26 protein-coding genes are annotated in these 22,381 nt (G+C 64.2%); 18 read left to right on the forward strand and 8 right to left on the reverse strand.

The features are described 5' to 3' along the window. The first annotated feature begins 696 nt into the window (after window positions 1-696). Together NKI68_RS16055 and NKI68_RS16060 are read left to right on the forward strand one after the other, a co-directional pair. Entirely contained in the window at window positions 697-996 is a 300-nt protein-coding gene (locus tag NKI68_RS16055) for a PadR family transcriptional regulator (protein WP_254544130.1), read from the forward strand. Between the two features lie 276 nt (window positions 997-1,272). Continuing rightward, complete coding sequence (locus NKI68_RS16060; RefSeq protein WP_254544131.1) at window positions 1,273-2,343, forward strand: hypothetical protein; 1,071 nt, start codon at window positions 1,273-1,275, stop codon at window positions 2,341-2,343. Between the two features lies 1 nt (window position 2,344). On the opposite strand, the gene NKI68_RS16065 is transcribed toward NKI68_RS16060, so the two are convergent. The 3 genes from NKI68_RS16065 to NKI68_RS16075 are packed head-to-tail and all read right to left on the reverse strand — an operon-like array spanning window position 2,345 to window position 3,260. Then, window positions 2,345-2,719: a type II toxin-antitoxin system HicA family toxin gene (locus NKI68_RS16065; protein ID WP_368410848.1), complete on the reverse strand. Its 375-nt coding sequence runs from the start codon at window positions 2,717-2,719 to the stop codon at window positions 2,345-2,347. Window positions 2,720-2,722: 3 nt separating this feature from the next. Beyond that, entirely contained in the window at window positions 2,723-2,932 is a 210-nt protein-coding gene (locus tag NKI68_RS16070) for a type II toxin-antitoxin system HicB family antitoxin (RefSeq protein WP_254544132.1), read from the reverse strand. Between the two features lie 40 nt (window positions 2,933-2,972). Beyond that, entirely contained in the window at window positions 2,973-3,260 is a 288-nt protein-coding gene (locus NKI68_RS16075) for a winged helix-turn-helix domain-containing protein (protein ID WP_254544133.1), read from the reverse strand. Window positions 3,261-3,868: 608 nt separating this feature from the next. Here NKI68_RS16075 and NKI68_RS16080 point away from each other — a divergent pair. The 4 genes from NKI68_RS16080 to NKI68_RS16095 are packed head-to-tail and all read left to right on the forward strand — an operon-like array spanning window position 3,869 to window position 5,994. Then, on the forward strand, window positions 3,869-4,129 hold the full coding sequence (locus NKI68_RS16080) for a hypothetical protein (protein WP_254544134.1): 261 nt from the start codon (window positions 3,869-3,871) through the stop codon (window positions 4,127-4,129). Further along, window positions 4,126-4,707 (forward strand): J domain-containing protein, encoded by a 582-nt coding sequence (locus NKI68_RS16085; protein WP_254544135.1) that lies wholly within the window; start codon window positions 4,126-4,128, stop codon window positions 4,705-4,707. Before NKI68_RS16080 ends, NKI68_RS16085 begins: the two co-directional genes overlap by 4 nt. Beyond that, complete coding sequence (locus NKI68_RS16090; protein WP_254544136.1) at window positions 4,697-4,960, forward strand: hypothetical protein; 264 nt, start codon at window positions 4,697-4,699, stop codon at window positions 4,958-4,960. The genes NKI68_RS16085 and NKI68_RS16090 overlap by 11 nt, the downstream gene beginning before the upstream one ends. Beyond that, the gene (locus NKI68_RS16095; RefSeq protein ID WP_254544137.1) at window positions 4,957-5,994 is read left to right on the forward strand and encodes a tyrosine-type recombinase/integrase; all 1,038 of its coding nucleotides are present in this window, start codon (window positions 4,957-4,959) and stop codon (window positions 5,992-5,994) included. Before NKI68_RS16090 ends, NKI68_RS16095 begins: the two co-directional genes overlap by 4 nt. A gap of 423 nt (window positions 5,995-6,417) precedes the next feature. Here NKI68_RS16095 and NKI68_RS16100 read toward each other — a convergent pair whose 3' ends face one another. Together NKI68_RS16100 and NKI68_RS16105 are read right to left on the reverse strand one after the other, a co-directional pair. Beyond that, window positions 6,418-7,494 carry a TrmB family transcriptional regulator gene (locus tag NKI68_RS16100; RefSeq protein WP_254544138.1) on the reverse strand — a complete coding sequence of 359 codons (1,077 nt, stop codon included), beginning with the start codon at window positions 7,492-7,494 and terminating at the stop codon, window positions 6,418-6,420. Window positions 7,495-7,807: 313 nt separating this feature from the next. Then, window positions 7,808-8,443 carry a TetR/AcrR family transcriptional regulator gene (locus NKI68_RS16105; protein ID WP_254544139.1) on the reverse strand — a complete coding sequence of 212 codons (636 nt, stop codon included), beginning with the start codon at window positions 8,441-8,443 and terminating at the stop codon, window positions 7,808-7,810. Window positions 8,444-8,539: 96 nt separating this feature from the next. Between NKI68_RS16105 and NKI68_RS16110 the strand changes: the two genes are divergently transcribed. The 10 genes from NKI68_RS16110 (at window position 8,540) to NKI68_RS16155 (ending at window position 16,544) form a co-directional block, all read left to right on the forward strand. Next, window positions 8,540-9,457: an ABC transporter ATP-binding protein gene (locus NKI68_RS16110; RefSeq protein WP_254544140.1), complete on the forward strand. Its 918-nt coding sequence runs from the start codon at window positions 8,540-8,542 to the stop codon at window positions 9,455-9,457. After that, window positions 9,450-10,235 carry a DUF2705 family protein gene (locus NKI68_RS16115; RefSeq protein WP_254544141.1) on the forward strand — a complete coding sequence of 262 codons (786 nt, stop codon included), beginning with the start codon at window positions 9,450-9,452 and terminating at the stop codon, window positions 10,233-10,235. Before NKI68_RS16110 ends, NKI68_RS16115 begins: the two co-directional genes overlap by 8 nt. 223 nt (window positions 10,236-10,458) lie before the next feature. After that, on the forward strand, window positions 10,459-11,118 hold the full coding sequence (locus NKI68_RS16120; protein WP_254544142.1) for a helix-turn-helix domain-containing protein: 660 nt from the start codon (window positions 10,459-10,461) through the stop codon (window positions 11,116-11,118). Between the two features lie 186 nt (window positions 11,119-11,304). Next, window positions 11,305-11,505: a hypothetical protein gene (locus NKI68_RS16125; protein ID WP_254544143.1), complete on the forward strand. Its 201-nt coding sequence runs from the start codon at window positions 11,305-11,307 to the stop codon at window positions 11,503-11,505. Between the two features lie 138 nt (window positions 11,506-11,643). Continuing rightward, a complete protein-coding gene (locus NKI68_RS16130; RefSeq protein WP_254544144.1) occupies window positions 11,644-12,000 on the forward strand; it encodes a hypothetical protein in 357 nt (118 codons plus the stop codon). A gap of 230 nt (window positions 12,001-12,230) precedes the next feature. Then, window positions 12,231-13,229, forward strand: coding sequence for an HAD family hydrolase (locus NKI68_RS16135; RefSeq protein WP_254544145.1), 999 nt, complete (start codon window positions 12,231-12,233; stop codon window positions 13,227-13,229). 366 nt (window positions 13,230-13,595) lie between these two features. Continuing rightward, window positions 13,596-14,330: a sporulation protein gene (locus NKI68_RS16140; protein WP_254544146.1), complete on the forward strand. Its 735-nt coding sequence runs from the start codon at window positions 13,596-13,598 to the stop codon at window positions 14,328-14,330. Between the two features lie 138 nt (window positions 14,331-14,468). Then, window positions 14,469-15,764, forward strand: coding sequence for a DNA polymerase IV (dinB, locus tag NKI68_RS16145; RefSeq protein ID WP_254544147.1), 1,296 nt, complete (start codon window positions 14,469-14,471; stop codon window positions 15,762-15,764). Window positions 15,765-15,817: 53 nt separating this feature from the next. Next, window positions 15,818-16,234, forward strand: a complete 417-nt coding sequence (locus tag NKI68_RS16150) for a DUF7979 domain-containing protein (protein ID WP_254544148.1) — start codon at window positions 15,818-15,820, stop codon at window positions 16,232-16,234. Window positions 16,235-16,256: 22 nt separating this feature from the next. Next, entirely contained in the window at window positions 16,257-16,544 is a 288-nt protein-coding gene (locus tag NKI68_RS16155; RefSeq protein WP_254544149.1) for a hypothetical protein, read from the forward strand. A 6-nt stretch (window positions 16,545-16,550) separates the two neighbouring features. Here the strand turns inward: NKI68_RS16155 and NKI68_RS16160 are convergent, their stop codons facing one another. Beyond that, window positions 16,551-18,212: an acetate--CoA ligase gene (locus tag NKI68_RS16160; protein WP_254544150.1), complete on the reverse strand. Its 1,662-nt coding sequence runs from the start codon at window positions 18,210-18,212 to the stop codon at window positions 16,551-16,553. Between the two features lie 179 nt (window positions 18,213-18,391). Here NKI68_RS16160 and eif1A point away from each other — a divergent pair, with 179 nt between their 5' ends. Beyond that, on the forward strand, window positions 18,392-18,676 hold the full coding sequence (gene eif1A, locus NKI68_RS16165) for a translation initiation factor eIF-1A (protein WP_256562637.1): 285 nt from the start codon (window positions 18,392-18,394) through the stop codon (window positions 18,674-18,676). A 68-nt stretch (window positions 18,677-18,744) separates the two neighbouring features. On the opposite strand, the gene NKI68_RS16170 is transcribed toward eif1A, so the two are convergent. Together NKI68_RS16170 and NKI68_RS16175 are read right to left on the reverse strand one after the other, a co-directional pair. Beyond that, window positions 18,745-19,524, reverse strand: coding sequence for a TrmB family transcriptional regulator (locus NKI68_RS16170; protein ID WP_254544151.1), 780 nt, complete (start codon window positions 19,522-19,524; stop codon window positions 18,745-18,747). A 99-nt stretch (window positions 19,525-19,623) separates the two neighbouring features. Beyond that, entirely contained in the window at window positions 19,624-20,274 is a 651-nt protein-coding gene (locus NKI68_RS16175; RefSeq protein ID WP_254544152.1) for a helix-turn-helix domain-containing protein, read from the reverse strand. Between the two features lie 296 nt (window positions 20,275-20,570). Between NKI68_RS16175 and NKI68_RS16180 the strand changes: the two genes are divergently transcribed. Then, window positions 20,571-22,253, forward strand: a complete 1,683-nt coding sequence (locus tag NKI68_RS16180; RefSeq protein ID WP_254544153.1) for an ATP-binding protein — start codon at window positions 20,571-20,573, stop codon at window positions 22,251-22,253. Window positions 22,254-22,381: the final 128 nt, after the last annotated feature.

Genomic DNA, 22,381 nt, shown 5'->3' on the forward strand with positions numbered 1-22,381 from the left:
CTCCTCTAGTCTCGTTTATTCGTGGCGATCAACGTAGCGCTTAAGACGAGACGGAATAGGAAACTGGCCAGAACAGTCTACCGCTCTTTTCTCTCGTTATCCCCGGAGATGCAAGCGCCACATGCATTAATATACGTTAAAATAAATTTTAATGAACTTAATCAGTTCTCACTTCTTACGCTCTACGGTAGCTAACGCCGTATGCGAGACATCACAGCCAGTATTGTTGATCAGGGCAGCCGAGAGAGCGCGGGCGATATACCGAGGATGCTTGCGAAGCACGGCCCTGGGGACGTGAAGCGGCAGTGCCGCTGATCTACATCCCCTTCCGTCGAAGGGCCGCACCATGCACGATACAGCGATGGCATCACTATCACTGCAGGTTGGGGTGATATCCCCTCCCGGGCACGGAAAGTGGGATATCGAACACGGGTGTCACACGCAAGGCCTGAGACCCTACGGCGACAGGTATGCATCGTCTCTCTCATAGTTAGTTAATAGCAATATAGATCAAGAAGATACTGCACACAGAGACAAATCTGGCTTGCTGTTCTGGTGGTATCTACGATGAGATGCGGGAATCTGCTCGTCTTATGGGTATCTTTGTTCGCCGTTCTCTTGTGGCGATGGCGATCTGCGGAGTCATCGTATGAAGACCGTATTAACAATAAGGTTCGTTGATGGATAGATCAGCTGATGACGCTCTTTGACCTCACTGGATTCCAGCGCGATCTCCTGTACGTCCTCGTTGGACTCGAACATCCATCCGGCCAACGGATCAAGACCGAACTCGACTCAGTTTCTGAGTACGAGCCCTCTGATGCACGATTATATTCCAATCTCGATGTCCTCGTTCTACAGGGCTATGTGGAAAAGGAGACCGCGGATCAGCGGACAAACTCCTATGCCCTCACTGAGCAGGGCTATGAGGCACTTGCCGCTCGGCAGGAGTGGAAAGACACGTACCTCCCGTTTACATCACCGATTCAATCTTGATTGATGGAAGACCGATGGGGCTGCACGCAGGACGATTCACTTCACTCCCCTCCCTTAGCTGTGTCGAGGAACCAAAGAGACAGGGCACGCCTCTCACTAGGGCTAGGAGGTCATGGCCAAGCTCGATTGCTCATGGCGCACCGGCAAGGCAGGTGCGCCGAGAGAACGCCGCAGAAGGAACGATCTGCGTGCATTCCGGCTCCGTCACGTCCTATGAACACATCATCACGTTCAGCGAGGGGTTTTCTTATATGAATACAGAGAGAGCTTCGAATAATGGTACGGCAAGCAAAGATCAGTAAGCAGGCCTTAATGGACGCCGACGCAGGGGAGCGTGACGATCTGTTAATAGAGCAGTTTGGCCTCTCGCAGGCCGATCTGTCTCGCTTTCGGTCACAGCGGGTCGGGAACGCTGTTTACACGGCGGCGAAGTGGCTGGTTGACCATGACTTCCCCCGGCAAATTACCACGCAAAATCTCGCGGCGATGGTGTATGAGAAGTGGGATCGGCCCGAACAGCGCAAATCCTACGTGTCAGATGCGCTCCGCCGACGATACAACAATGACCAGCGACAAGCAGAGATCTATTATGACCTCTCACCGCCGTATATCCACTTTCTCCGCGATGAAGTCGGAGCATATGACGGCAACCTTCTCACCGTCCGAAACCGCTATTCGTCCTTCACCCCGAGTAACTCGGACTATCTTCGGAGTATTCGGTTACCTCCCATTATTGACTTCGAAGCAGCCCGACTACTCGGTGTCTATGCTGTTGACGGTAAATTTCAGACCCAGGGAAACGGCCAGCAGGTATTGCTGATTGAGGGAGGACGGGATGATGAGGCGTGGTATGAGTGTCTCCGTGAGAAGATCGCGGACGTCCATAACCTGAGCGTGAATCGGTTTGCCCACCACGATATCTTTCGCAAACCAAACAAAGAATACGAATACGCCCGGCCTCGGATCAAGCTTCAATCACAAGCGCTGACCACCTGGCTCCGTGATGATGTCGGGCTTGCGCTCAGGGCCGGTCATCGACAGCTCCCATCTCCCCCCGGGTTTGCGGAGACCCCAGCGCAGCAACGAGGACTTCTTGCCGATGCGCTCGCCGGGATGGGTCGAATTGATCGTGGCCGGCGCTATGAAACGCGCCGAACAGAACGGACCCTCCTCACGGAACTTCATTCGCTGGCCCACACGTTGGGATTCGACCCCAACCTCGTTGAGGGAACGACCCAAGATGGCACACCCGTACAGAAGCTCGTCTTTAATAAAGCCGATATCCGAACTCTGTTAGACCAAGGGTTGCTGTGGAATCCACGGCATCGACAGGCGATCAATGTCTGATTCACATCAAGGTTCTGTTATCTGAGTGTCCTTCAGCTTCTTTCGTGGTTAGGGCCAGGCCTGTGGCCCGCGCCATTAGCGATGTTGAACGACCGAAAAATAATATCAAATTGATATATTGGTGTACTCTGTCATCGATTCTCGTCAATCCACTGGCACCAGGCGTCGAACTCCTTCCTCCACACTGCTGAGCAATACTCTGTAACGTTCCGGTTCGGATTCGGTCGTGCATCGGGACCGTCACCGTCCGCTTTTCGTCCGTCTCTGGATGTGTGTACTTGAGAATGACGTGGCTCCCGCGCTGGCGGTCTTTCCGATAATTGTGGTGGGTGAGGACCTTCACGATGTCCTCGCCCGAAAAGTCTCGCGAGACCACGTCTCAGGCGTCGAACCAGGGGGCGTCCGGTTCAGGGGCTGGCGTGTCGTCTTCGCGTGCTTCGCGCGTCAGATCGACTGCCTCATCAAGGTTGTCGAGCGCCTCCTCGCGCGTCGAACCTTGGCTGGCGACACCGATCTCCTCGTCGATCGCCGACCACCACCCGTCTTCTTCCTCGATGAGGCGGATCTCCCGGCGGACCTCGGTGCTCATACTACTTGATAGGCCTGACCCCCCGATAAGCATTCGGCCGTTACTTCTCGTCGCGTTCCAGCTCCGACGCTTCGAGATCACCTGCCAAATACGCTCTGCCCTTTTCCGTAAGCGAGTAAAACCCACCCTTTGGATACTCCTTTTGAACGAGCCCTACCTCAAAAAGAGGCTTCAGTCGTCTATTCACTGTTGAATAAGAGATCTCGACGTTGTGCCGACTTCGGAGGTTATACTCGATAGCCCGCGGAGGAAGTGCGAGATTACAGTCCTGGAGGAACTCCAGAATCGTATCATCGCTATCTGTCATCCAACTCGTTCGCGGGCGCATTAGCCCGTTTTCTCAATAAGACCGTTTAATTATATCGTAGCTCTGATTGTTTGGCAATGTACGATGCATTCCATGGCGACGTAGATTGCCAAAGTTATAAGTGGTCTGAACCAAAGAGTGCGACGGAGAGCTACACGCGGGCCTGACTGTCTCCAGGTCCAGAATCAAAAGCGGACCCAGTGGTGGAGCACTGGTTCGCGGTGGCTCCCGTAAACACAGTACGGAAGCAAGATGTACGCCAACCCACTGGAGCAAAAAGGCTCCGACCGACACGACGCACAGCACGACCACTGTCCTCTCTGTGGGGCGCGGACCACAGGATTCGAAGCGCGCGGTCCCTCGACGCACCACCGTGTCCCCTGCGGCCACCGCGTCGACTCACTCGCCATCAATGAGATCGCGAGCTACGGCGGTGAGTCCGCATGACGCGGTTCACTTTCACCCGCAAAGGAGCACCGACGACCACGAGCCGACCCTCACTCACGCCACCCGAACCCGTCGGAATCGGTGTTAAAACACTGCTTGGACAGGTCAGAAACAGGCACTTTCACTTTCACCGTCCGTCCAAGAATTCGGGCCTTTATCCGAGCGTCCGTCGGCAGACGGTGATGGCAGGGACGATAACGATCCGATTGGAGGACGAGACCGACCGATGGCGGTGGGTCTGTCCGGTCGGCCATCGGCAGTGGGAGCCGACGAACCACCACTTCTGGTGTGCCTCGTGCGCCCGCTCGTGGGGTGAGGGCGTTGAGCCGGAGTTCGACGAACTGCGGGACTTGGCGACGGGGCGGCTCGTCCATCGCGACGAGATTCGGCTGCTGACGTCCGTTGGACCGTACGACGACGTGGTCAGGGAGGGATCGGCATGAGCGCGCTCGACTGGCCCGCCGGGTTCGACCGCACACCAGCGAAGGAACGAACGCGGAACAACCGCTACGAGGCGACGCTCCGCCAGTCCATCGACGACCTCGGTGACGAGCTGGCGCGCGTCGGCGTCGACGACTGGCGGCTCTCGACCGGTGCGCAACACCAGACGCGTAACCCGAACCTTCCGTACGCAGATGCGAATCCGGACGATCCGGGGGCCGTCGTCAGGTGGTCGATGGACGGCGAGCAGTACGCCGTCGCCTGCGACGCCTATTCGCGACTTCGCGACAACGTGCGGACGCTCTACCTCTACGTCCGCGAGAAGCGCAAGATGGAGCAGCGCCCCGTGCGAACCGGTGAGTCTGAGTTCGCGAACGCGCGTCTCCCATCGGGAGATGACGTGGTCGCGACCGAGCCGGCTCCGCACGAGGTTCTTGAGGTCACCCCCGACGCCGATCCCGAGGCGGTGCGTGCCGCCTATCGAGAGCGGGTGAAGGAGGTCCACCCTGATCGCGGTGGATCCACAGAGGCGTTCCAGCGCGTGCGGAGTGCGAAAGAGGTGTTGCTCGATGGCGAGTGAGAGCGAAACAGAGGTTCACCGGATCTGGCGCTGCCGGGCGTGTGGACGGGTGCGACACGTCGACGACGACGGTCACTGTACCGACTGCCAGCGAGCGGTGCTCGTCACTGTCGGCGACCACTCGGTCGCTCTCGAGGAAGAGATCGCATTCGTGAAGACGGGTTTGAAACGGACACACGGTCGTGACGAGCGATATAAGTCCGCAGTCCGCGAGCGGTGTTCGCGAAACGTCACCTCGGGGTGGTGTCTATGAGCGACAAACCCCGCCAGAGGGACCTCTCGCCTACTGAAGCTGCAGAACGGTTCATCGCTCGCCGAGAGAAGCGTAACACGGACATGACGGTCCGCAGTTACGCGAACCGGCTCCGCGAGTTCGTCAGGTGGGCTGCAGAGAACGACATCGAGGCGATGAGGGAGCTTGATGGATGGTGGCTCGACGAGTACGAACGCCACCTCGAAGCGAAGGACAACGCCCCGGCGACGATCAAGGGAAAGATGTCTTCCCTCGATCAGCTGCTCAAGTACTGCGCGTCGATCGAAGTAGTCGATAGCGATCTCCCCGATAAGCTGGAGATACCGAAACTATCGAAAGACGAGGAGACGAGCGATGCGAAGCTTGACGCTGACGATGCGCGGAAACTCCTCTCGTTCTTCCGAGAATCCGTTCGGCACCGCGCCACGGTGCAGCACGTGATTTTGGAGCTGATGTGGCACGTCGGCGGCCGTATCAGTTGTTTCCGTGCTCTCGATCTCAGCGATTGGAAGTCGGACGAACGAAAGTTGGAGTTCCGGCATCGTCCGCCTACGCGTCTCAAAGACGGGGACGAACACGAGCGCAACGTCGTCGTTCCCGAGGACGTCGCGGAGGTTCTCGACGTCTGGATCGAGCGTAGTCGCCCGCGGAAGCGTGACGAGCACGGTCGGAGACCGTTGTTTACTACGGTTCAAGGCCGGGCCTCGGGTACGACGTTCCGGTGCTGGGCGTATCAGGCCACGCAGCCGTGTCTGTATACTGGGTGTCCGCACAATCGACGACGCGCTTCGTGCGAGTTCACGGAACGCCAGCATTCCAGTAAGTGTCCGTCGAGTCGTGGTCCCCACGCGATTCGAACGGGTTCGATCACGTGGCAGCTCAACAACGGCCTCTCGTACGTGAAGGTCGCGAAGCGCGTCGCGGCCTCGCCCGAGACGATCCGGCGGTACTACGACAAGCCGGACTACGACGAGGAGTTGGAACGGCGGCGTCCGGACACGGAGAAACTCGACATCCTCACGAGTTCGTTCTGACCATGATCACCGTTATCGATAGCCGATACGAAGAACCGACAGAATCCCCGAAAACCGCCAAATCGGGGCCCTCCGTCCCCATCTCCTGTCGCGAGCAACTCCGCGAGCGACGGCGATGACACCCGGAGGATTTGAATCAGGGAGCGAGCGTGAGCGAGCGACCGCGGGCGGTCGAGACGAGCGAGGGCGAACTCGGGTTCTGCTCACTCCTCAAACTGGCTCAACTAGACAGTGCCGATAGCTGGTTACTGGCATCCGAGAGCGGAATACCGAAGAGGATCACGAATATTAGTTAACTGACATCATAGTGTCTGACTCCGTCTCGATGCAGCGATCTCCTCCGTGCTGCCGACGAGAGAGTAGACTCGTTTACTCCCATCGGATTACGTGGCGGAGCCACGCTGTGTCCGTCGTTCGGCCTGTTCACTCTGTAACGCTCTCGACGATGATCTCGTCCGCTTCGAGTTCTTCGAGAACCGCTCCGAACCCGCCCACCGTGACGGATCGATCTCCGGTGTCGACTACGAACGCGGCCTGTTCAGCCAAGTGGAAGAGGGAAAGCGGTTCGTCAACGACCGGTTCGCCCGCGTACTGTATCGTCGTGACGACGCCGGAGATCTCGCATGGTCTCCTCGTTTCGACCCACCGGCCACGCACCCGGACGTTCACGCTCTGCTCCTCCCGAAGGTACGGTTCGATCATCCTGATACAGCTGCGGATCTCGCTGAGTACGACGGGAAGTCGAACGTCCGGATCCGCGTAGATCGGTTTCGCGACCTCCGACAGCCCGGCGAGGTAGAACCACAGCAGGTACTCGTGGAGCGGGTCGTCGACGAGGAACCCATACTCGTCGGACGATCCGACGTTCAGCGCGAGTCGCGCCTTCCGGTGATCGACGAGCGCGACGAACGGCTTTCCCTTACACGGCACTGTCTCGCGCGCTTCGGCACACGCCGCCTCGAAGTCAGCTTCGTCGAGCACTATGTCCTCGTCCGGCCGCGGGTGGATCACGATCCGAACGTAGACGTGATTCTCATGGGCGGCCGCGAGCGCCGGCCTGAGTTCGAGGAACTGGGGCGGCGTGACCGCGAGCAGAATGTACTGGTCGGCCGTTCGAACGTCGCGCTTGGTCCGTTCGAAGACCGTCTCGAACCGTCGTACGACGGTTAGCTCGTGGTCGTGGGGCTCCGACTGGTGCCAGCGGTCCTCGATCTCCCCGATGGCCGCTTCTAACCGTCCCACGTGGGTCCTGATGTTCGCGAGCGCCTCCGTGGGATCCTTCGCGCGGGCGTAGAGCCGATCCTGTTTGTACGTGGTGACGTAGCCGTCGTCCTCGAGTCCACGGAGGACGTCGTAGATGCGCGGACCCGGAACGCCGCTCGCGGTGGCGAGGTCGCTCGCCGACGCCGATCCCAGTTCGAGCAGCGTCACGTAGGCGTCGGCCTGGTACGGCGAGAGGCCGGCGCCCCGGAGTACGGTGATGAGTTCGGCGGTTTCCATCTGCCTGCTCCTACGGAGCGTAACGACAAAACCTCACGCGAGAGAGGAGACCCGACATCGCTGTTGGCTCTACGCGGCGGTAACCGCTGCCGCGATGAACCACCAGTTGGTGCCGGCTGTGGGTTCCCGTGCTTTCTGTTCGCTCTTCGAGAGATCTCGACGGTGTTTCCAGGCCATTGCAGGAGAGGGTGGGGGAGCAGGGGAGATAAGAATTGCCAATTTTCTTAACAATTGCCGTTGTAGGACAACGCCCGTTGTTCCTCGCGGGATTGGGATCTGACTCGACACGAACCGCACCGCAGTGACGGGCCCGCTACGAACCGGCGGCGGCGGTTCGTTCGGTTGTCAATCCCGCGGCGAGCGCGCTAACGAGCAGTTCCTGGACCCGGTCGTAATACCCCTCGTCGTACTCCCGGTACTCGTCTCTGTGGAGTACCATCAGCCCGATCGTCCCGATCAACCCGAGGACCGTGACCGGGTCGTGGTCCGCGATCAGTCCGTCGCTCCGTTCCTGAATCGATTCGACGTACGGGACGATTTCGGCCAGTCCCTCCCGCTGAATCTCTTCTAATCGCTCCGCCGAGACGTCGTCGCGAAATATCCGTCTGTAGGTCTCATCGCCGATCATCTGCTGGACGAGCGGGTTGCTCTCGGCGAACTCCCTGTAGCACCGGCACAACCGTTCGAACTCCTCGCGCGGATCGTCGATGCCCGCCAGTTCGTCCCGAAGGCTCCGGGTGAAGGCGTCCGTCTCACGCTGGAGGATCTCGAGGTACAGGTCGGCCTTCGAGTCGAAAAAGAGGTAGAACGTGCTCTTCGCGATCCCGACCGGTTCGGTGATGTCCGCGACGTTCGTCTTCTTCGGCCCGAACGCGAGGATCTTCTCGCGGCCGACCTCGACGAGTTCCTCCCGGATGCGGTCGCGTTCGTCGTCGCTGAATCCGTGCATAGGTCACGTTCGCTGTGAAACTCAATAAACGAGACGATCACTGTTCATGACCTCATGAACATAAGACGTATGTAGTCACAAAGTCAGAGTACGGGTATGGCGGCCATCGAGGTGACAGACCTGACGAAGGACTACGGGAGCGTGCTCGGCGTCGATTCGCTCTCGTTCGCCGTCGAGGAGGGGGAGGTGTTCGGCTTCCTCGGCCCGAACGGGGCCGGAAAGACGACGACGATTCGAACGCTCCTCGGATTGCTCGCGCCGACGTCCGGAACCGCGAGAGTGCTCGGTGCGGACGTCCGCGACGAGGACGCGCTCATCGAGGCGAAGCGACGGATCGGGTACCTGCCGGCTCGCCTCGGGTTCGACGAGGAGGTGACCGGCGAACGGGTCCTCGACTATCACGCGGCGGTGAAGGGCGACAGCCGGCGGGACGAACTCCTCGAGGTGTTCACGCCGCCCGTCGAGCGGCCGATCCGGGAGTACTCGACCGGGAACAGGCGGATGCTCGGGATCGTCCAGGCGTTCATGCACGACCCCGACCTCGTCGTCATGGACGAACCGACGTCCGGGCTCGATCCCCTCAAGCAGGAGGAGTTCAACGAGTTCATCGGGAGCGAACGCGAGCGCGGAACGACGATCTTCTTCTCCTCGCACGTGTTGAGCGAGGTTCGGCGCGTCTGCGACCGCGTCGGGATCCTCCGCGCCGGACGGCTCGTCGGACTCGAGGACGTCGAGACGCTGCTCGATCGGGGAGGAAAGCGCGTTCGCCTCCGTACCACCGACGGCGTGCGTTCCGAACTCACCGCCCTCGACGGCGCGTTCGACGTCGCGACCGTCGGCCCGGAGGTGCAGTTCACCTACGCCGGCGACTACAACGCGTTGCTCCGCGAACTCGCGTCGCACGACGTGCTCGACGTCGAGATCAGCGAGCCGCCGCTCGAAGACGTGTTCATCCACTACTACGGGACGGGTGGCGCGGAGGAGGCCGGCCGCGAGGTGACGCCCGATGCTTGAGACCGCCCGGTACGAGGCGGGCCGTCGCGTCCGCGGTACGGCGGTCTTGACGGCCGGTATCAGCGCCCTCTCTGCCTTCTTCGTGTGGTACTTCACGGAACTCGAGGGCGTGGAGATGGACGAGATGCTCGCGGAACTCCCGCCCGCGATGATCGAGGCGTTCGGTATCGAGACGCTCGCCACGATCGAGGGGTTCCTCGCGGCTGAACTCTACAATTTCGTCTGGCTCCTGGGGCTCGGACTGTACTTCGCCTACTCCGCGGGAGGGATCGTCGCGAGCGACATCGAGCGCGGCCGGATGGACCTGTTGCTCTCGTTTCCCGTCTCGCGATCGCGCTTGCTCGCGGAGAAGTTCGCCTCGCTGCTCGTTCCGGTCGTCGCGCTCAACGTCGTCGTCGGGACCGTCGTCTACCTGCTGACGCTCGCCATCGGGGAGTCGATCGATCCGGTCGCCCTCGCGATGGTCCACCTCCTGTCGATTCCCTACTTCCTCGCGTGCGCCGGAATCGGCGTCGTCCTCTCGGTGCTCTTCGATCGCGCGGACGTCGCGAAGCGGGTCGCCCTCGCGCTCGTGTTCGTCCTCTTCCTCGTCGAATCGGTCGTCGCGAGCGCGGGCGATCTCGAGTGGATCCGGTACGTCAGCCCGACGCACTACTACAGCCCGACGCCGATTCTCGTAGATGGGACGTACGAACCGGCCGATACGGGAGTCCTGCTCGCGGCGTTCCTCGCCCTCCTGTTCGTCGGCCAGCTCCTGTTCCGACGACGGGACATCTAGCGGTCCCCACGACGACGCTTCTCGCGACCGTGGCGGCGTGGTGGATTCGTCCGCGAAACTGGACCTCCGTCGCACCGCGCTCTTCCGGCAGACGCCATGGCACCGATCCGTAGGCCTGCCCCCCGAATGAGCATTCGGTCGTTACTCCTCTTGATGGAGTTCGCGCGCTCGCCGAGAGACAACGACAGCGCTTTGGATTCCGCTTTCGGATCGGGTAGCTGGAATGGCCACTATCGTCACGGGATCGCTTCCGGCGGAGGAGTTCGCGCTGCGCGAATCCCTCTCGAGACTTTCCGGCGCAGAGTTCGAGGTCGAGCAGATCGTAGAGAGCGGCGAGGAGGCCGTGATGCCGCTCCTCTGGGTGCGCGGCGCCGATCCCGAGGCGGTCAGCGAGGCGTTCGAAGCGGATCCGAGCGTCGCGGACCCGTCGCTCCTCGTGAACGTCGACGGCGATCAGTTCTACCGGATGGAGTGGACCGAGCGGGTGCAACTTGTGTTGCAGATGCTGACGGACTCGGAGGCGACGGTCACCGACGCCTACGGCGCGGGCGAGACCTGGTACCTGCGGGTGCTGTATCCGACTCGCGATTCGCTCTCCCGGACGATCGACTACTGTGAGGCCAACGGCCTGACGTTCGACGTCGACACGATCCGCGAACTGGAGGGCGAACCGGCCGGCCGGTACGGACTCACCGAGGCGCAGTACGAGGCGCTGACGGTGGCCGCCGAACGGGGGTTCTACGACGTTCCGCGCGACGTCACGCTGAAGGAACTCGGCGACGAACTCGGCATCTCGCATCAGGCGCTGTCCGAGCGGATACGGCGGGCGACGCTGGCGCTCGTCGAGGATACGCTCCTGATCGGGCCGGAGTCGGAGGAGTAGGCGGGCAAACGGGGCGGCGTGTCCGATCAGGCGCGCGTCGAGCGGGACGCGGCTCGATCAGTCCGGCCCGCGGCGATCGATGGTATCGATCGTATCGGTCGATGGCGAGTGCCCGCCGGGATCGACGGGGAGGCCGGCCGTTGCAGGCACGGTTCTTACTTCCCGATCGGTCCTGCGGGTAGTACGATGGATCCGTCCCCGTCGGACCTGAAGGAACGCATCGAAGCCCAGCGAGGGGAGATCGACCGACTCCAGCGGAAAGTCGACGTGCTCGCGTCGGCGCTCGACGTCGCGTTCGGCGGTACGTGCTACGACTGCGACGGGATGGTCGTCCGGAAGGACAACACCCTCGTGTGTACGGCCTGTCGCGCTATCCAGTCCGCGTGACCCACGTTCGTCGACGGCACCGCCACCGCGCTGTGGTTCTCTCCCGCGCGTCCGGGCGGACGCGCGAGGCGGGCATCGACGTTCCCACAGGAATAATCATGGTGAACTCTTTAGCGGACGGCCGTCGTACTCGTGACGATGTTCGTACACGTATACCAGTACCAGCACGAACAGGTGCAGGACGGGCGCCGGACGGCCGGCGAGTCCCAGACCGAGGACTCGGTAAACAAGGACGCCGAGGAGTACTTCGGCGAGAGCATGGCGGATCTCGACGTCGAGACGTGGGAGACCGTCGAGTACGAGGGCGATCCGATCCAGCGGCGGGCCCTCACCCTCGACGACGTGGTCGCGGTCTCGGTCCCGAGGGAACCGGCCGACGACGACGATCCCGACCTGCCCGGCCGGACGCTCCAGGTCCGCACGGGCGGCGGCGAGACGTTCATCCCGCAGGCCGAGATCGTCGAGGTGCAGGACACGACCCTCGAGGAAACCTGAACGCGAGCCACCGCGGCCGACGGGGCGAACGGCGGGTCGTCCCCACTCGGGGTCGACGTCTCGCCTGGGCCCCCTCCGGATCACCGGGGACCGGCCCGCCGGCGTGCGAAGACGTGTAACTGTGCCGACCGATGGGGTCGGAACCGCTACCCGACGAACCTGTAGTATCGAGCGAAGTTCGTCATCGAGAATGGAGAATCTTATAGTAGTAACCGGGTAACGTTGATCCAATGAATTACAGAAGTGTCGCCGAGTTTAACGAAGATATACGTCAATTCGCTCGAGAATTACACGATGGTATTGATTTAGTGGTCGGAATACCGCGGAGTGGACTATTAGCTGCGAACTTACTTTGCCTGAATTTAAACGTCCCGATGACCGACGTCGACGGGTTGTGCGAGGGGCGGATACTGAAGACAGGGTACCGACACGACGGTGGGTCGGGTACGTTCTCCGACGTGGATACGGTACTCGTCGTCGACGACTCCGTCAGTTCGGGGAGACAGATGACGGAGACGAGGAGCCGACTCGAGGAGTTCGACTTCCCGTTTCGGATCGAGTACGGGGCGATCTACATCTCCTCGAAGGGCTATCAGTACGTGGACCACTGGGGTGAGGTGGTCGGCAAGCCGCGGGTGTTCGAGTGGAACCTGCTGCACCACCCGATGTTGAAGAACGCGTGCGTCGACATCGACGGCGTGCTGTGCCGCGATCCGACTCCCGAGGAGAACGACGACGGCGCGAACTACCGCGAGTTCCTCACCGGCGTCGACCCCTACGTCGTTCCGACCGAGCGGATCGGTTGGCTCGTCACCTGTCGGCTGGAGAAGTACCGCGAGCAGACCGAGGCGTGGCTGGCGGAGCACGGCGTCGAGTACGACGAACTGGTGATGATGGACCTGCCGAGCAAGGAGGCGCGCCGGGCCGAGGGTAACCACGCGGAGTACAAGGCGGAGGTGTACCGGTCGACCGGCGCGACCTTCTTCATCGAGAGTTCGCACCGACAGGCCGTCGAGATCGCGGATCGGGCGAGGAAACCGGTCTACTGCTACGAGGCGAACCGGATGATCCACCCCGGTACCGTCGCCAGGACGTACGACAAGAGCAACGAGTACCTCGCGCGCTTCCTCAGCAATCCGATTTCGTTCTCGCTGGCAGCCAGCAGATACGTGATCGCCAAGGGGACCCACACGATGAACCTCCTCTCGTATAAGTACCGCGACGACTGACCGGCGACCTCACGCTATCCGGCGGCCTCACACTATCACGCGCCGGAGAATGTCACCGAATAGTGACTTCCAGAAAGCATTTACCGGGACGGGCAGAATCGAAAACCGTCGGCGCGTGAACGATGTGCCCACATGCCATGCTCGGGGCACTCGTTCGCGTCCACGATGCCCCCGCACGGTTCCCGCGAGGCATCGCGTGGCGGCACTCCGTACCCGGGACGATCCCGGTCATTGACTCACCCCTGGATCGCGCCGCCGTCGGATCGCCGCCGCCGACGCACGCTCCTCCACTCCTGCTTCGGCGCGACGTTCGAGACGTGACTGTACGGAAGACTTACAACACGTACGGAGAATGAGTCTACCGCGATGAAGCGAATCCTCTCGAGCATCGGTATCGGTGCCGCGACGGTCGATACGGTCCTGCCCTCCGCGACGTTGACCGCCGGCGAACCCGTCGAGGCGCGGGTCGACGTGCGCGGCGGTTCCACCGAGCAGGAGGTCGACAGCATCTACTTCGCCCTGCTCACCCGCTACGCCACCGACGAGGGCTACTCGACCGGCCTCGTCCACAAGTTCACACTCGCCGAGTCGTTCGCGATCGCCCCCGACGAGGAGCGGTCGTTCGACGTGACGATCGACGTTCCCCCCGAGACGCCGGTGACGCTCGGCCGGACGGACGTGTGGGTCGAGACGGGACTCGACATCAAGCTCGCCGTCGACCCGGACGACACGGATCCCGTCGAGGTACACCCCGGCCCGCGCATGCGGACGCTGTTCGACGCCGTCGAGGACCTCGGGTTCACGCTCCGCACCGCCGAGTGCCGTGCCGCACCGGGCGGTCTCTTCGGCGGTCGCCGGTTCGTCCAGGAGTTCGAGTTCCGCCCGACCTCCGGTCCGTTCGCCGGAACGCTCGACGAACTCGAAGTGGTCTGTCTGCCGAGCGCCGACGCGCTCGAGGTGCGCCTGGAGATCGACCGCCGCGGCGGCCTGTTGAGCGAGATGATGGACGTAGACGAGCGCATGGCGAGCCTGACTGTCGGCGACGAGTCGGTCTCCGACGTCCGGTCGCGCCTCGAATCGATCGTGGCGAACCACGCGTGAGCGCGGAACGGGCGGAACGGGCGGAACGGACGAGCGCGGGGCGGTAGTCGGTCGCGCACTCCGTCCGCTTTCCCCTTCGCCTTCCACTTTCACCGCGCTCTGAACAGCTACAAGCCCCCGGAGGACGCAGGGGCGTACATGAGCGGTGCGGGGCTTCCGGGAGCGCCGACCGGGGACGAGAAGCGGGTCGTCCTGCACGTGGACGTCGACTGCTTCTACGCGGCCTGCGAGCGACGGCGCGACCCCGCCCTCCGGGGGAAACCCGTCGTCGTCGGGATGGGCTACGAGGCGGGCGCGGCCCACGGCGCGGTCGCCACCGCCAGCTACGAGGCGCGCGAGCACGGCGTCGAGAGCGCACAGCCGATCTCGCAGGCGCTCGAGGCGCTCCCCCGCGCGGCGACCGCGCCCGCCGACCACGACGGACCCGTCGGTCACTACCGCCCGGTCGACATGGCCTACTACCGGGAGGTGAGCGACGAGATCCGCGCTATCCTCCACGGGATCGCCGACGTGGTTCGCGAGGTGAGCATCGACGAGGCGTACCTCGACGTGACCGACCGCGTCGGGTGGCACAGCGTCGAGATCCTCGCGCGGAGCCTGAAGCGGCGCATCGACGAGGAGGTGGGCGTCACGGCGAGCGTCGGCGTCGGCCCCAACATGAGCGTCGCGAAGGTCGCCTCGGATCACGACAAGCCCGACGGACTCGTCGTGGTCCCGCCCGGCGAGGTGCGCGAGTTCCTCGCGCCGCTCCCGATCGACGAACTCCACGGCGTCGGCCCCGTCACCGCCCGCGAACTGCGCGCCGCGGGAATCGAGACGGCCGGCGACCTCGCGAGCGCCGATCGCGGGGCGCTCGTCTCGCGCTTCGGCGCGCGGGGCGGGACGATCCACGACCACGCGCGCGGACGGGACTCCCGGCCCGTCGAACCCGTCGGGAAGCCCAAGAGCCTGTCCAGCGAGTCTGCGTTCACCGAGGCGACCGACGCCTTCGACGCGGTGTGCGAGCGCCTGCTGCGACTCGCGGAGGAGGTCACGGAGCGCGCGGCGGCCCGCGACGCCCTCTACAAGACCATCGGCATCAAGGTGGTCCGGCCGCCGTTCGACGTGAACACGCGCGAGCGGTCGCTCTCCGGACCGGTCGCCGACCCCGACCTCGTCGAGTCGGTCGTGCTCGATCTCGCAGAGGAGTTCGAGGGCGAGACGGTGCGAAAGCTCGGGGTGCGCGTCTCGAACCTCACCTTCGGCGAGAGGACGCAGGCCCCCCTCGACGCGTGGGAGGGCGACGGATCGGCGGGCGCGGGCGTCGATGCCGACGACGGACCGATCGATGGGGATGACGGATCCGGACAGTCGACGCGCGACGACGAGCGATTCGGCCGCGATCGGGCGACGAGGGTCCCACGGGGACAGACCAGCATCGTCGACTTCACCTGAACGCTACGTTCACGTTCGCCAAGGTTTTTGTTCGGTCGTCGTGGAGGGCACCCATGGCAGTCCCCGCCCGAACTCGTCGGTTCGCCCTGTTCTTCCTCGCCGTCTGCGTCCTCTTCGCGGGCGCGGGCACCTGGTTCGCGACGCACGACAAGGACTACACGTACACCTTCGATCGCGCCGAGGAGGAGGTCCCCAGGTACGAGGGGAACGTCGAGTACTACGACGGCCTCACTCCCGAGCAGCGACGAGCGGTCGACGCCGCCGTCGAGGGGGAGGTACAGCGATTCGAGCACCGCGAGGAGGTACCCGGGACGGTCGTCCGGAAGGGGGAGACGTACTACGTGTTCGAGATGACCGCGCGCTTCGACTACGCGAACCCGGGGACGTTCGTCCCGATGCTCGTCGGACTGAGCGGACTCGGACTGATCGTCCTCACGATTCGACGCGACATCGTGTCGAGGGGTCTTTAGAGCGGCGCGCGCAACGATAGCCATGAACCACCTCGCGCCCGCGGGCGAGGGAACCTACCGCCTCCCGCGTCACGCCCACGTCGTCGTCTACACCGCCCGCGACGACGGCGAACTCGTCACCGTCTACGACTGCGGCGCGGCGCAGAAGCCGCCGGCCGCGCAGTTCATCGGCCACCTCGTACGCGTGCAGGCCGAGGCTCGAACCGACCAGTCGCCGACGGGCTACGTCGTCCGCCTCCGGGAGGGCGGCGTCCTCGAGGAGCAGGCCGACGGCGAGTGGGTCATCCGCCCCGCCTCCGACGACCGCTGACCCCACCTACGCCGACTCCGATCCCTCGGGCGAGTCCGGCACGCGGTCGCGGAGTTCCGTGCGGCGGATCTTCCCCGTCACGGTCTTCGGCAGGTCGTCCACGAACTCGATCTCGCGGGGGTACTCGTGGGCGGCGAGTTCGTTTCGCACGTGCTCCTGGATGTCGGTCACGAGGTCGTCGCTCGGTTCGTAGTCGGCCGAGAGGACGACGAACGCCTTCACGATGTTGCCGCGCTCCGCGTCGGGCCTGGGGACGACGGCGGCCTCCGCGACGGCGGGGTGCTCGCCCAGCGAGGACTCCACCTCGAAGGGACCGATGCGGTAGCCCGCGCTGATGATGACGTCGTCCGCGCGCCCCTCGAACCAGAAGTAGCCGTCCGAATCGAGGTGGCCGAGGTCGCCCGAGAGGTACCAGTCGTTCAGGAAGCAGTCGGCGGTCTTCTCTGGCTGCTCCCAGTACTCCGCGAAGAAGCAGGGGAAGTCCCCGCGCTCCGCGATGACGCCCGTCTCCCCCGGCGGGAGTTCCTCGCCCGTCTCGGGGTCGACGATCGCGGCCGTCACGCCGGGCAGGGGCTTGCCCATGCTCCCCGGGCGCACCTCCATCGTCGGGTAGTTGTTGATGATCATGTTGCCCGTCTCGGTCTGGCCGTAGGTGTCGAGGATGGTGACGCCGAGGGCCTCCTCGCCCCACTCGACGACGCCCGCGGAGAGGGGTTCGCCGATGGAGAGGGCGTGTCTGATCTCGACGTCCGTCCCATCGAGCACCGAGGCGTTCTCGCGGAGCATGCGGTAGGCCGTCGGCACCGAGAACAGGACGGTGATGGGATACTCATCGAGGAGGTCCGCCCACTCCTCCGGGTCGAACTCGCCCCCGTAGGTGAACATGCTCGTCCCCCAGAACCACGCGCCGAGCGTGTTGATCGGCCCGGTGAGCCAGCCCAGGTCGCCCGTCGACCAGTAGAGGTCGTCCTCGCGCACGTCGACGGCGAGCTTCTGGGTGGCCGCGACGCCGGCCACCCAGCGGTGCCTGTGCAGGACGCCCTTCGCGCGGCCGGTCGTCCCGGAGGTGTAGTAGAGGAGCGCGTTGTCCTCGCCGGAGGTGTCCGCGACCTCGAACTCGTCGCTCGCCGCGGCAGTGGCCTCGCGGAAGTCCACGTCGCCCTCTCGCCCCTCGCCGACGACGATCACGTGCTCGACGCTCGGGACGTCCTCGAGCGCCTCGGCGACGGTGTCGCGGTTGTCGCCCGTCGTCACGACGACCCTGGCGTCGCAGTCCGCGAGGCGGTAGGCGATGCCGTCCGGCCCGAAGCGCTCGTTGACGCTCCCCCACACCGCACCCGTCTTGAGCGTCCCGACCATCGCCGCGTAGTGCTCGGGGATGCGGGGCATGTACGAGAAGACGCGGTCGCCGCGGTCGATCCGTTCCGCGAGCACGTTCGCGAAGCGGTTCGACCGGTCGCGGAGGTCGCCGAACGTGATCGTCTCGCGCTCGCCGTCCGTCCCGGCCCACTCAAGCGCGACGCGGTCGGGATCGGCCGCGGCGTGTCGGTCGCACACCTCGTGGCCGACGTTCAACGACTCCGGGGCGTCCCAGTCCGCCTCCGCGTAGACGTCGTCCCAGGTGAACTCGTCTCGATCGTCGACCGGGTCGAAGGAATCCCAATCCATGGGTGTGAATCAGTGGCATCCGCCTTAGTGATTCGCCCCCGGTATCGACCGAGGCGATGCGCGGCGGGGCGACGAGCGGTGGGGCGACGCGCGGCGTCCCCCACCACGACATCAAGTGTCACGCTACGCGCTAGCGCGAGTCCCCAACGACTTAACTGTCCGTCCCTCCTAGATCGCACGTGAGTGACGAAACAGGGCGTCGGAACCTCCGAATGCCCAACAACAACGAGTTGTTCGCCGTCGTGACTGAGCACCTGGGAGGGAACCACGTCCGCGTCCGCTGTGAGGACGGCAAGACGCGGCTGGGTCGGATCCCCGGTCGGATGAAGTACCGCGTCTGGATCAACGAGGACGACGTAGTGCTCGTCGAACCCTGGGACTGGCAGGACGAGAAGGCGAACATCGAGTGGCGCTACACCGGACAGAGCGCGGACCAGCTCCGGCGCGAAGGCCACATCGACTGATCCTCCCCGGGCATTCGCGAGACGGCTTGCTCCATCCCCGTACGGTTTGAGCGCGGTTTCCGACTCGGCTACTCCGTCGCGCCCGTTCGGTCCTCCAGGAGCTCCTGCATCCACACGGCGACTCCGTGGTCGCTCCCGCGAGTCCACACGGCCGTCTCCTCCTGTACGCCGGGGAGGTGACTCTCCTCGATGGCGCTGGCCAGGACGGCGCGACGATCGACGGTGACGAGTCGCCCCGGCCACTTCTCGACGACTGGATCGACGCGTTCGAGCCCCGACGAGACCGTGACCTGGGCCCCCGGAACCGCCTCCTCGACGCGCTCTCGGAGGTCTTCGGACGCGACTTCCACGACGATCGCCACGCCGCGGCCGTCGGCCGCCGCCAGTCGATCGAGGATCGTCGGATCGAGGGTGGAGTCGGCGGCGACGAGGACGTGGACGTGTTCCTCGGCGTCGTCGAGCAGCGTCGCCACGCGGTCGCTCACGTGCTCTGCGTTCGTGACCGACCACACGCCCGCCTCCTCGCCTACCTCCGTCGATTCCACCCCCTCCAGCGCGGTCGCCGCCGCGTCGATCCGGGAGGTGTAGTTTCGTCGGAGTACGTCCAGCGCCTCGTCTCTCGGGACCGCCCTGTACTCCCGGGGGTCGGACTGGTGGATGTCCACCAACCCCCGCCGGTGGAGCCGTTCGACGGTGTCGTACACCCGCGACCGCGGGATCTCAGAGAGCTTGCTGATCTCCGTCGCGGTTCCCTTCGGAATGCGAGTGAGCGCGACGAAACACCTCGCCTCGTACTCCGTCAAGCCTAGTTCCTCCAGGGCCGCTACCGCTTCGCGTTCGCCCGACATGCGTCCCGATTGACGTAGGAAAGCATACTACTGACGCCTGCGGGACGGCATCCACTCATGACGGCCGCGTTCCGGGGGATCGAACCGACGGGGTGACGTTCACTCGAACACTGAGCCGTGCTGGAGCATCTCGTCGATCAGCGCCGAGTGCCCTCGGCGTAGGCGCTCCGAGAGCGCCTGGTGGGAGACGCCGAGTTCGTCGGCGACGTCCTCGAGCGTCACCGAGCGCGGAACGTCGAAGTACCCCCGTTCGGCGGCCGTCACCAGCGCGCGGTACTGCTCGTTGGTCAGCCCGTACCTGCTCGCGGGTCGGTTGTCGGCGTCCCGGATCTGAACCACGTCGAGCGCGATGTCCATCTCGTCGCAGAACGACAGCGTTCGCTCGATCTCCTCTCGCTCGGGATAGAGCAACCGGAGCGACCAGCCGTGTCGCGACGCGTGCGCCCTGAGGACGACCGTCGGTGAGGCCGAGAGGATCCTGAACGTGAGTCGCGTCTCGTACTCCCACTCGATCCGATAGAGCCACTCGTTCTCGGCGGTCGCCAACCGCGACCAGCGGTCGACCGTCGGATCGGAGTCGAGTGCGGTCTCCAGTTCGATCTCGTCGGTTGCACGAGCCCACACGAGTGGCATGATCTCGTCCGTCTGCACGCTGCGTTCGCACACGAAGCGGGCCTCGGGAAGCTCCTGCAGCGTCGCCTCGAGCGCAAGATCGTCTACGGGTATGCGGCTCTCGATGATCGTCGTCATGGTGGTACGGTACGTACGGGCGCAATCCGCGCACGACGGACGGACCGCGTATGCGTTAGCCCCGCGCGCGGCCGGATCGCGTCGTCTCAACGGATCCGACTGTGCCTCGCCCCTGTCGCTATCGAGCACTATCCGGCATCGACACATAGTCGTCCCGTGACCAGTCTGGTAGTGACACTTCGGTTGTTACTGTCGTAACGACGATCGAGTCAGCGTGTCGGAAGACGGCCGTCGAACCCACGGCGTCCGCCGCGCGTCTGACGGACGGTTATACCGCCTCGCGCGAACGCACGAACATGAGCGAGACCGAGACGATCACCGTCGCCGAAGTGAGCGATGGCGCGGGGAGCGCCGGCGATCCCGGCACCACGGTGGAGATGCCGGCGGTAGAGGTGCTCACCGGCCGCGGGTTCGTCACGGGAAAGTCCGGGTCGGGGAAGTCGAACACCGCGAGCGTCGTCATCGAGAAACTGCTCGATCGGCAGTTCTCGCTCCTCATCGTCGACATCGACGGCGAGTACTACGGGCTGAAGGAGAAGTACGAGATCCTGCACGTCGGCGCGGACGAGGAGTGCGACATCCAGGTCGGCGCGGAGCACGCCGAGAAGATCGCCGACCTCGCGCTGCGCAACAACATCCCCATCATCCTCGACGTCTCGTCGTTCCTCGACGAGCGCGAGGCGGCGGCGCTGCTGACGGAGGTCGCGAAGCAGCTGTTCGCCAAGGAGAAGAAGCTGAAGAAGCCGTTCCTGCTCATCGTCGAGGAGGTCCACGAGTGGATCCCCGAGGGCGGCGGTCTGGACGAGTGCGGGCGCATGCTCATCAAGATCGGTAAGCGCGGGCGCAAGCACGGGCTCGGCATCACGGGCATCAGCCAGCGCCCGGCCGACGTGAAGAAGGACTTCATCACGCAGTGCGACTGGCTCGTCTGGCACCGCCTCACCTGGCGCAACGACACGAAGGTGGTAAAGCGCGTCCTCGGCAGCGAGTACTCGGCGGCCGTGGAGGACCTCGGCGACGGCGAGGGCTTTCTCGTGACCGACTGGTCCGAGCAGACCCGGCGCGTGCAGTTCCAGCGCAAGCGGACCTTCGACGCGGGCGCGACGCCCGGGCTCGACGACTTCGAGCGCCCCGACCTCAAGTCCGTGAGCGCCGACCTCGTGGGGGAACTGGAGAGCATCACCGAGGAGCAGGACCGCCGCGAGGACCGCATCGAGGAACTGGAGCAGGAACTCCTCGAGAAGGAAGAGCGCATCAGGATGCTAGAGCAGGATCTCGCCGACGCCCGCGACCTCTCGCGGATGGCGGACCAGTTCGCCGCCGCGCTGTTCGATCACCCCGGACGGTCACGTATGCGCATCGAATCCGAGCAGTCCACGCTCGAGGAGCATCCCGGCGTCGAGTACCGGAACGGACGCGCCGCCGCGAACGGCGTGAGCGCCGGAGGCGACGAGGGGAGCCGCGACGGGCGATCGGACGCGAGCGGCGGGACCAGCGCGACCGACCTCGCCCCCTGGCCGGAGCAGTCGGCGGGAAGCGGAGGGGGTGACGGAGACGGAGGCGGTGACGGCCATCGGAACGGCACGGGTGACGTGAACGGCCGGAGCGGCGGCGCGGACGACGCCTCGGGCGCGCGTGTCCGCGACCGATCGGTCGTCGAGCGACTGCGCGAACGCCTCGAATCGATGGACCCGACGACCCGCTCGATGCTCGCGCGCTACCGCGAGCGCGGTCCGCTGTCGCCCCTCGACGCCCACGTCGCCGCGGGCGGCTCCGGCGATCGGACCGTCGCCTACAGCCGCAACGGCGAACTCAGGGAGGTGGGGTTCATCGAGCACGCGGGACGCGGCGAGTACGTCTACGTCCTCCCCGACCTCGTCGCGCGCGAGTTCGACCACCGGCTGTCCCCCGAACAGTTGGACGAGCGGGTCGAGCGGATCGAGCGGTACCTCGTGGGCGGTCCCTGGCCGGCGGAGTAAGTCTCGGATGCGCCGGTGGACTCCTCTCTCGACGACTCCGAATGGTCCAACGGTCCCGCGGACTCGACACCGAGAACCTCGAGTCCGACCCTTCGCCAGACCATGACGGACGGACGTACTGTCGGCGA

It is taken from the genome of Halomarina pelagica (genome assembly GCF_024228315.1).
Taxonomy (GTDB): Archaea; Halobacteriota; Halobacteria; order Halobacteriales; family Haloarculaceae; genus Halomarina; species Halomarina pelagica.

Bases quoted from the DNA above. Each gene is read 5' to 3' on its own strand.
- NKI68_RS16160 (WP_254544150.1), bottom strand. From the start codon at position 18,212: ATGGATTGGGATTCCTTCGACCCGGTCGACGATCGAGACGAGTTCACC.
- NKI68_RS16130 (WP_254544144.1), top strand. From the start codon at position 11,644: ATGTTCGTACACGTATACCAGTACCAGCACGAACAGGTGCAGGACGGG.
- NKI68_RS16060 (WP_254544131.1), top strand. From the start codon at position 1,273: ATGGTACGGCAAGCAAAGATCAGTAAGCAGGCCTTAATGGACGCCGAC.
- NKI68_RS16115 (WP_254544141.1), top strand. From the start codon at position 9,450: ATGCTTGAGACCGCCCGGTACGAGGCGGGCCGTCGCGTCCGCGGTACG.
- NKI68_RS16110 (WP_254544140.1), top strand. From the start codon at position 8,540: ATGGCGGCCATCGAGGTGACAGACCTGACGAAGGACTACGGGAGCGTG.
- NKI68_RS16140 (WP_254544146.1), top strand. From the start codon at position 13,596: ATGAAGCGAATCCTCTCGAGCATCGGTATCGGTGCCGCGACGGTCGAT.
- NKI68_RS16080 (WP_254544134.1), top strand. From the start codon at position 3,869: ATGGCAGGGACGATAACGATCCGATTGGAGGACGAGACCGACCGATGG.
- NKI68_RS16125 (WP_254544143.1), top strand. From the start codon at position 11,305: ATGGATCCGTCCCCGTCGGACCTGAAGGAACGCATCGAAGCCCAGCGA.
- NKI68_RS16055 (WP_254544130.1), top strand. From the start codon at position 697: ATGACGCTCTTTGACCTCACTGGATTCCAGCGCGATCTCCTGTACGTC.
- NKI68_RS16075 (WP_254544133.1), bottom strand. From the start codon at position 3,260: ATGCGCCCGCGAACGAGTTGGATGACAGATAGCGATGATACGATTCTG.
- NKI68_RS16100 (WP_254544138.1), bottom strand. From the start codon at position 7,494: ATGGAAACCGCCGAACTCATCACCGTACTCCGGGGCGCCGGCCTCTCG.
- NKI68_RS16155 (WP_254544149.1), top strand. From the start codon at position 16,257: ATGAACCACCTCGCGCCCGCGGGCGAGGGAACCTACCGCCTCCCGCGT.
- NKI68_RS16120 (WP_254544142.1), top strand. From the start codon at position 10,459: ATGGCCACTATCGTCACGGGATCGCTTCCGGCGGAGGAGTTCGCGCTG.
- NKI68_RS16180 (WP_254544153.1), top strand. From the start codon at position 20,571: ATGAGCGAGACCGAGACGATCACCGTCGCCGAAGTGAGCGATGGCGCG.
- NKI68_RS16090 (WP_254544136.1), top strand. From the start codon at position 4,697: ATGGCGAGTGAGAGCGAAACAGAGGTTCACCGGATCTGGCGCTGCCGG.
- NKI68_RS16085 (WP_254544135.1), top strand. From the start codon at position 4,126: ATGAGCGCGCTCGACTGGCCCGCCGGGTTCGACCGCACACCAGCGAAG.
- NKI68_RS16175 (WP_254544152.1), bottom strand. From the start codon at position 20,274: ATGACGACGATCATCGAGAGCCGCATACCCGTAGACGATCTTGCGCTC.
- NKI68_RS16135 (WP_254544145.1), top strand. From the start codon at position 12,231: ATGAATTACAGAAGTGTCGCCGAGTTTAACGAAGATATACGTCAATTC.
- NKI68_RS16170 (WP_254544151.1), bottom strand. From the start codon at position 19,524: ATGTCGGGCGAACGCGAAGCGGTAGCGGCCCTGGAGGAACTAGGCTTG.
- dinB (WP_254544147.1), top strand. From the start codon at position 14,469: ATGAGCGGTGCGGGGCTTCCGGGAGCGCCGACCGGGGACGAGAAGCGG.
- NKI68_RS16150 (WP_254544148.1), top strand. From the start codon at position 15,818: ATGGCAGTCCCCGCCCGAACTCGTCGGTTCGCCCTGTTCTTCCTCGCC.
- NKI68_RS16105 (WP_254544139.1), bottom strand. From the start codon at position 8,443: ATGCACGGATTCAGCGACGACGAACGCGACCGCATCCGGGAGGAACTC.
- NKI68_RS16070 (WP_254544132.1), bottom strand. From the start codon at position 2,932: ATGAGCACCGAGGTCCGCCGGGAGATCCGCCTCATCGAGGAAGAAGAC.
- NKI68_RS16095 (WP_254544137.1), top strand. From the start codon at position 4,957: ATGAGCGACAAACCCCGCCAGAGGGACCTCTCGCCTACTGAAGCTGCA.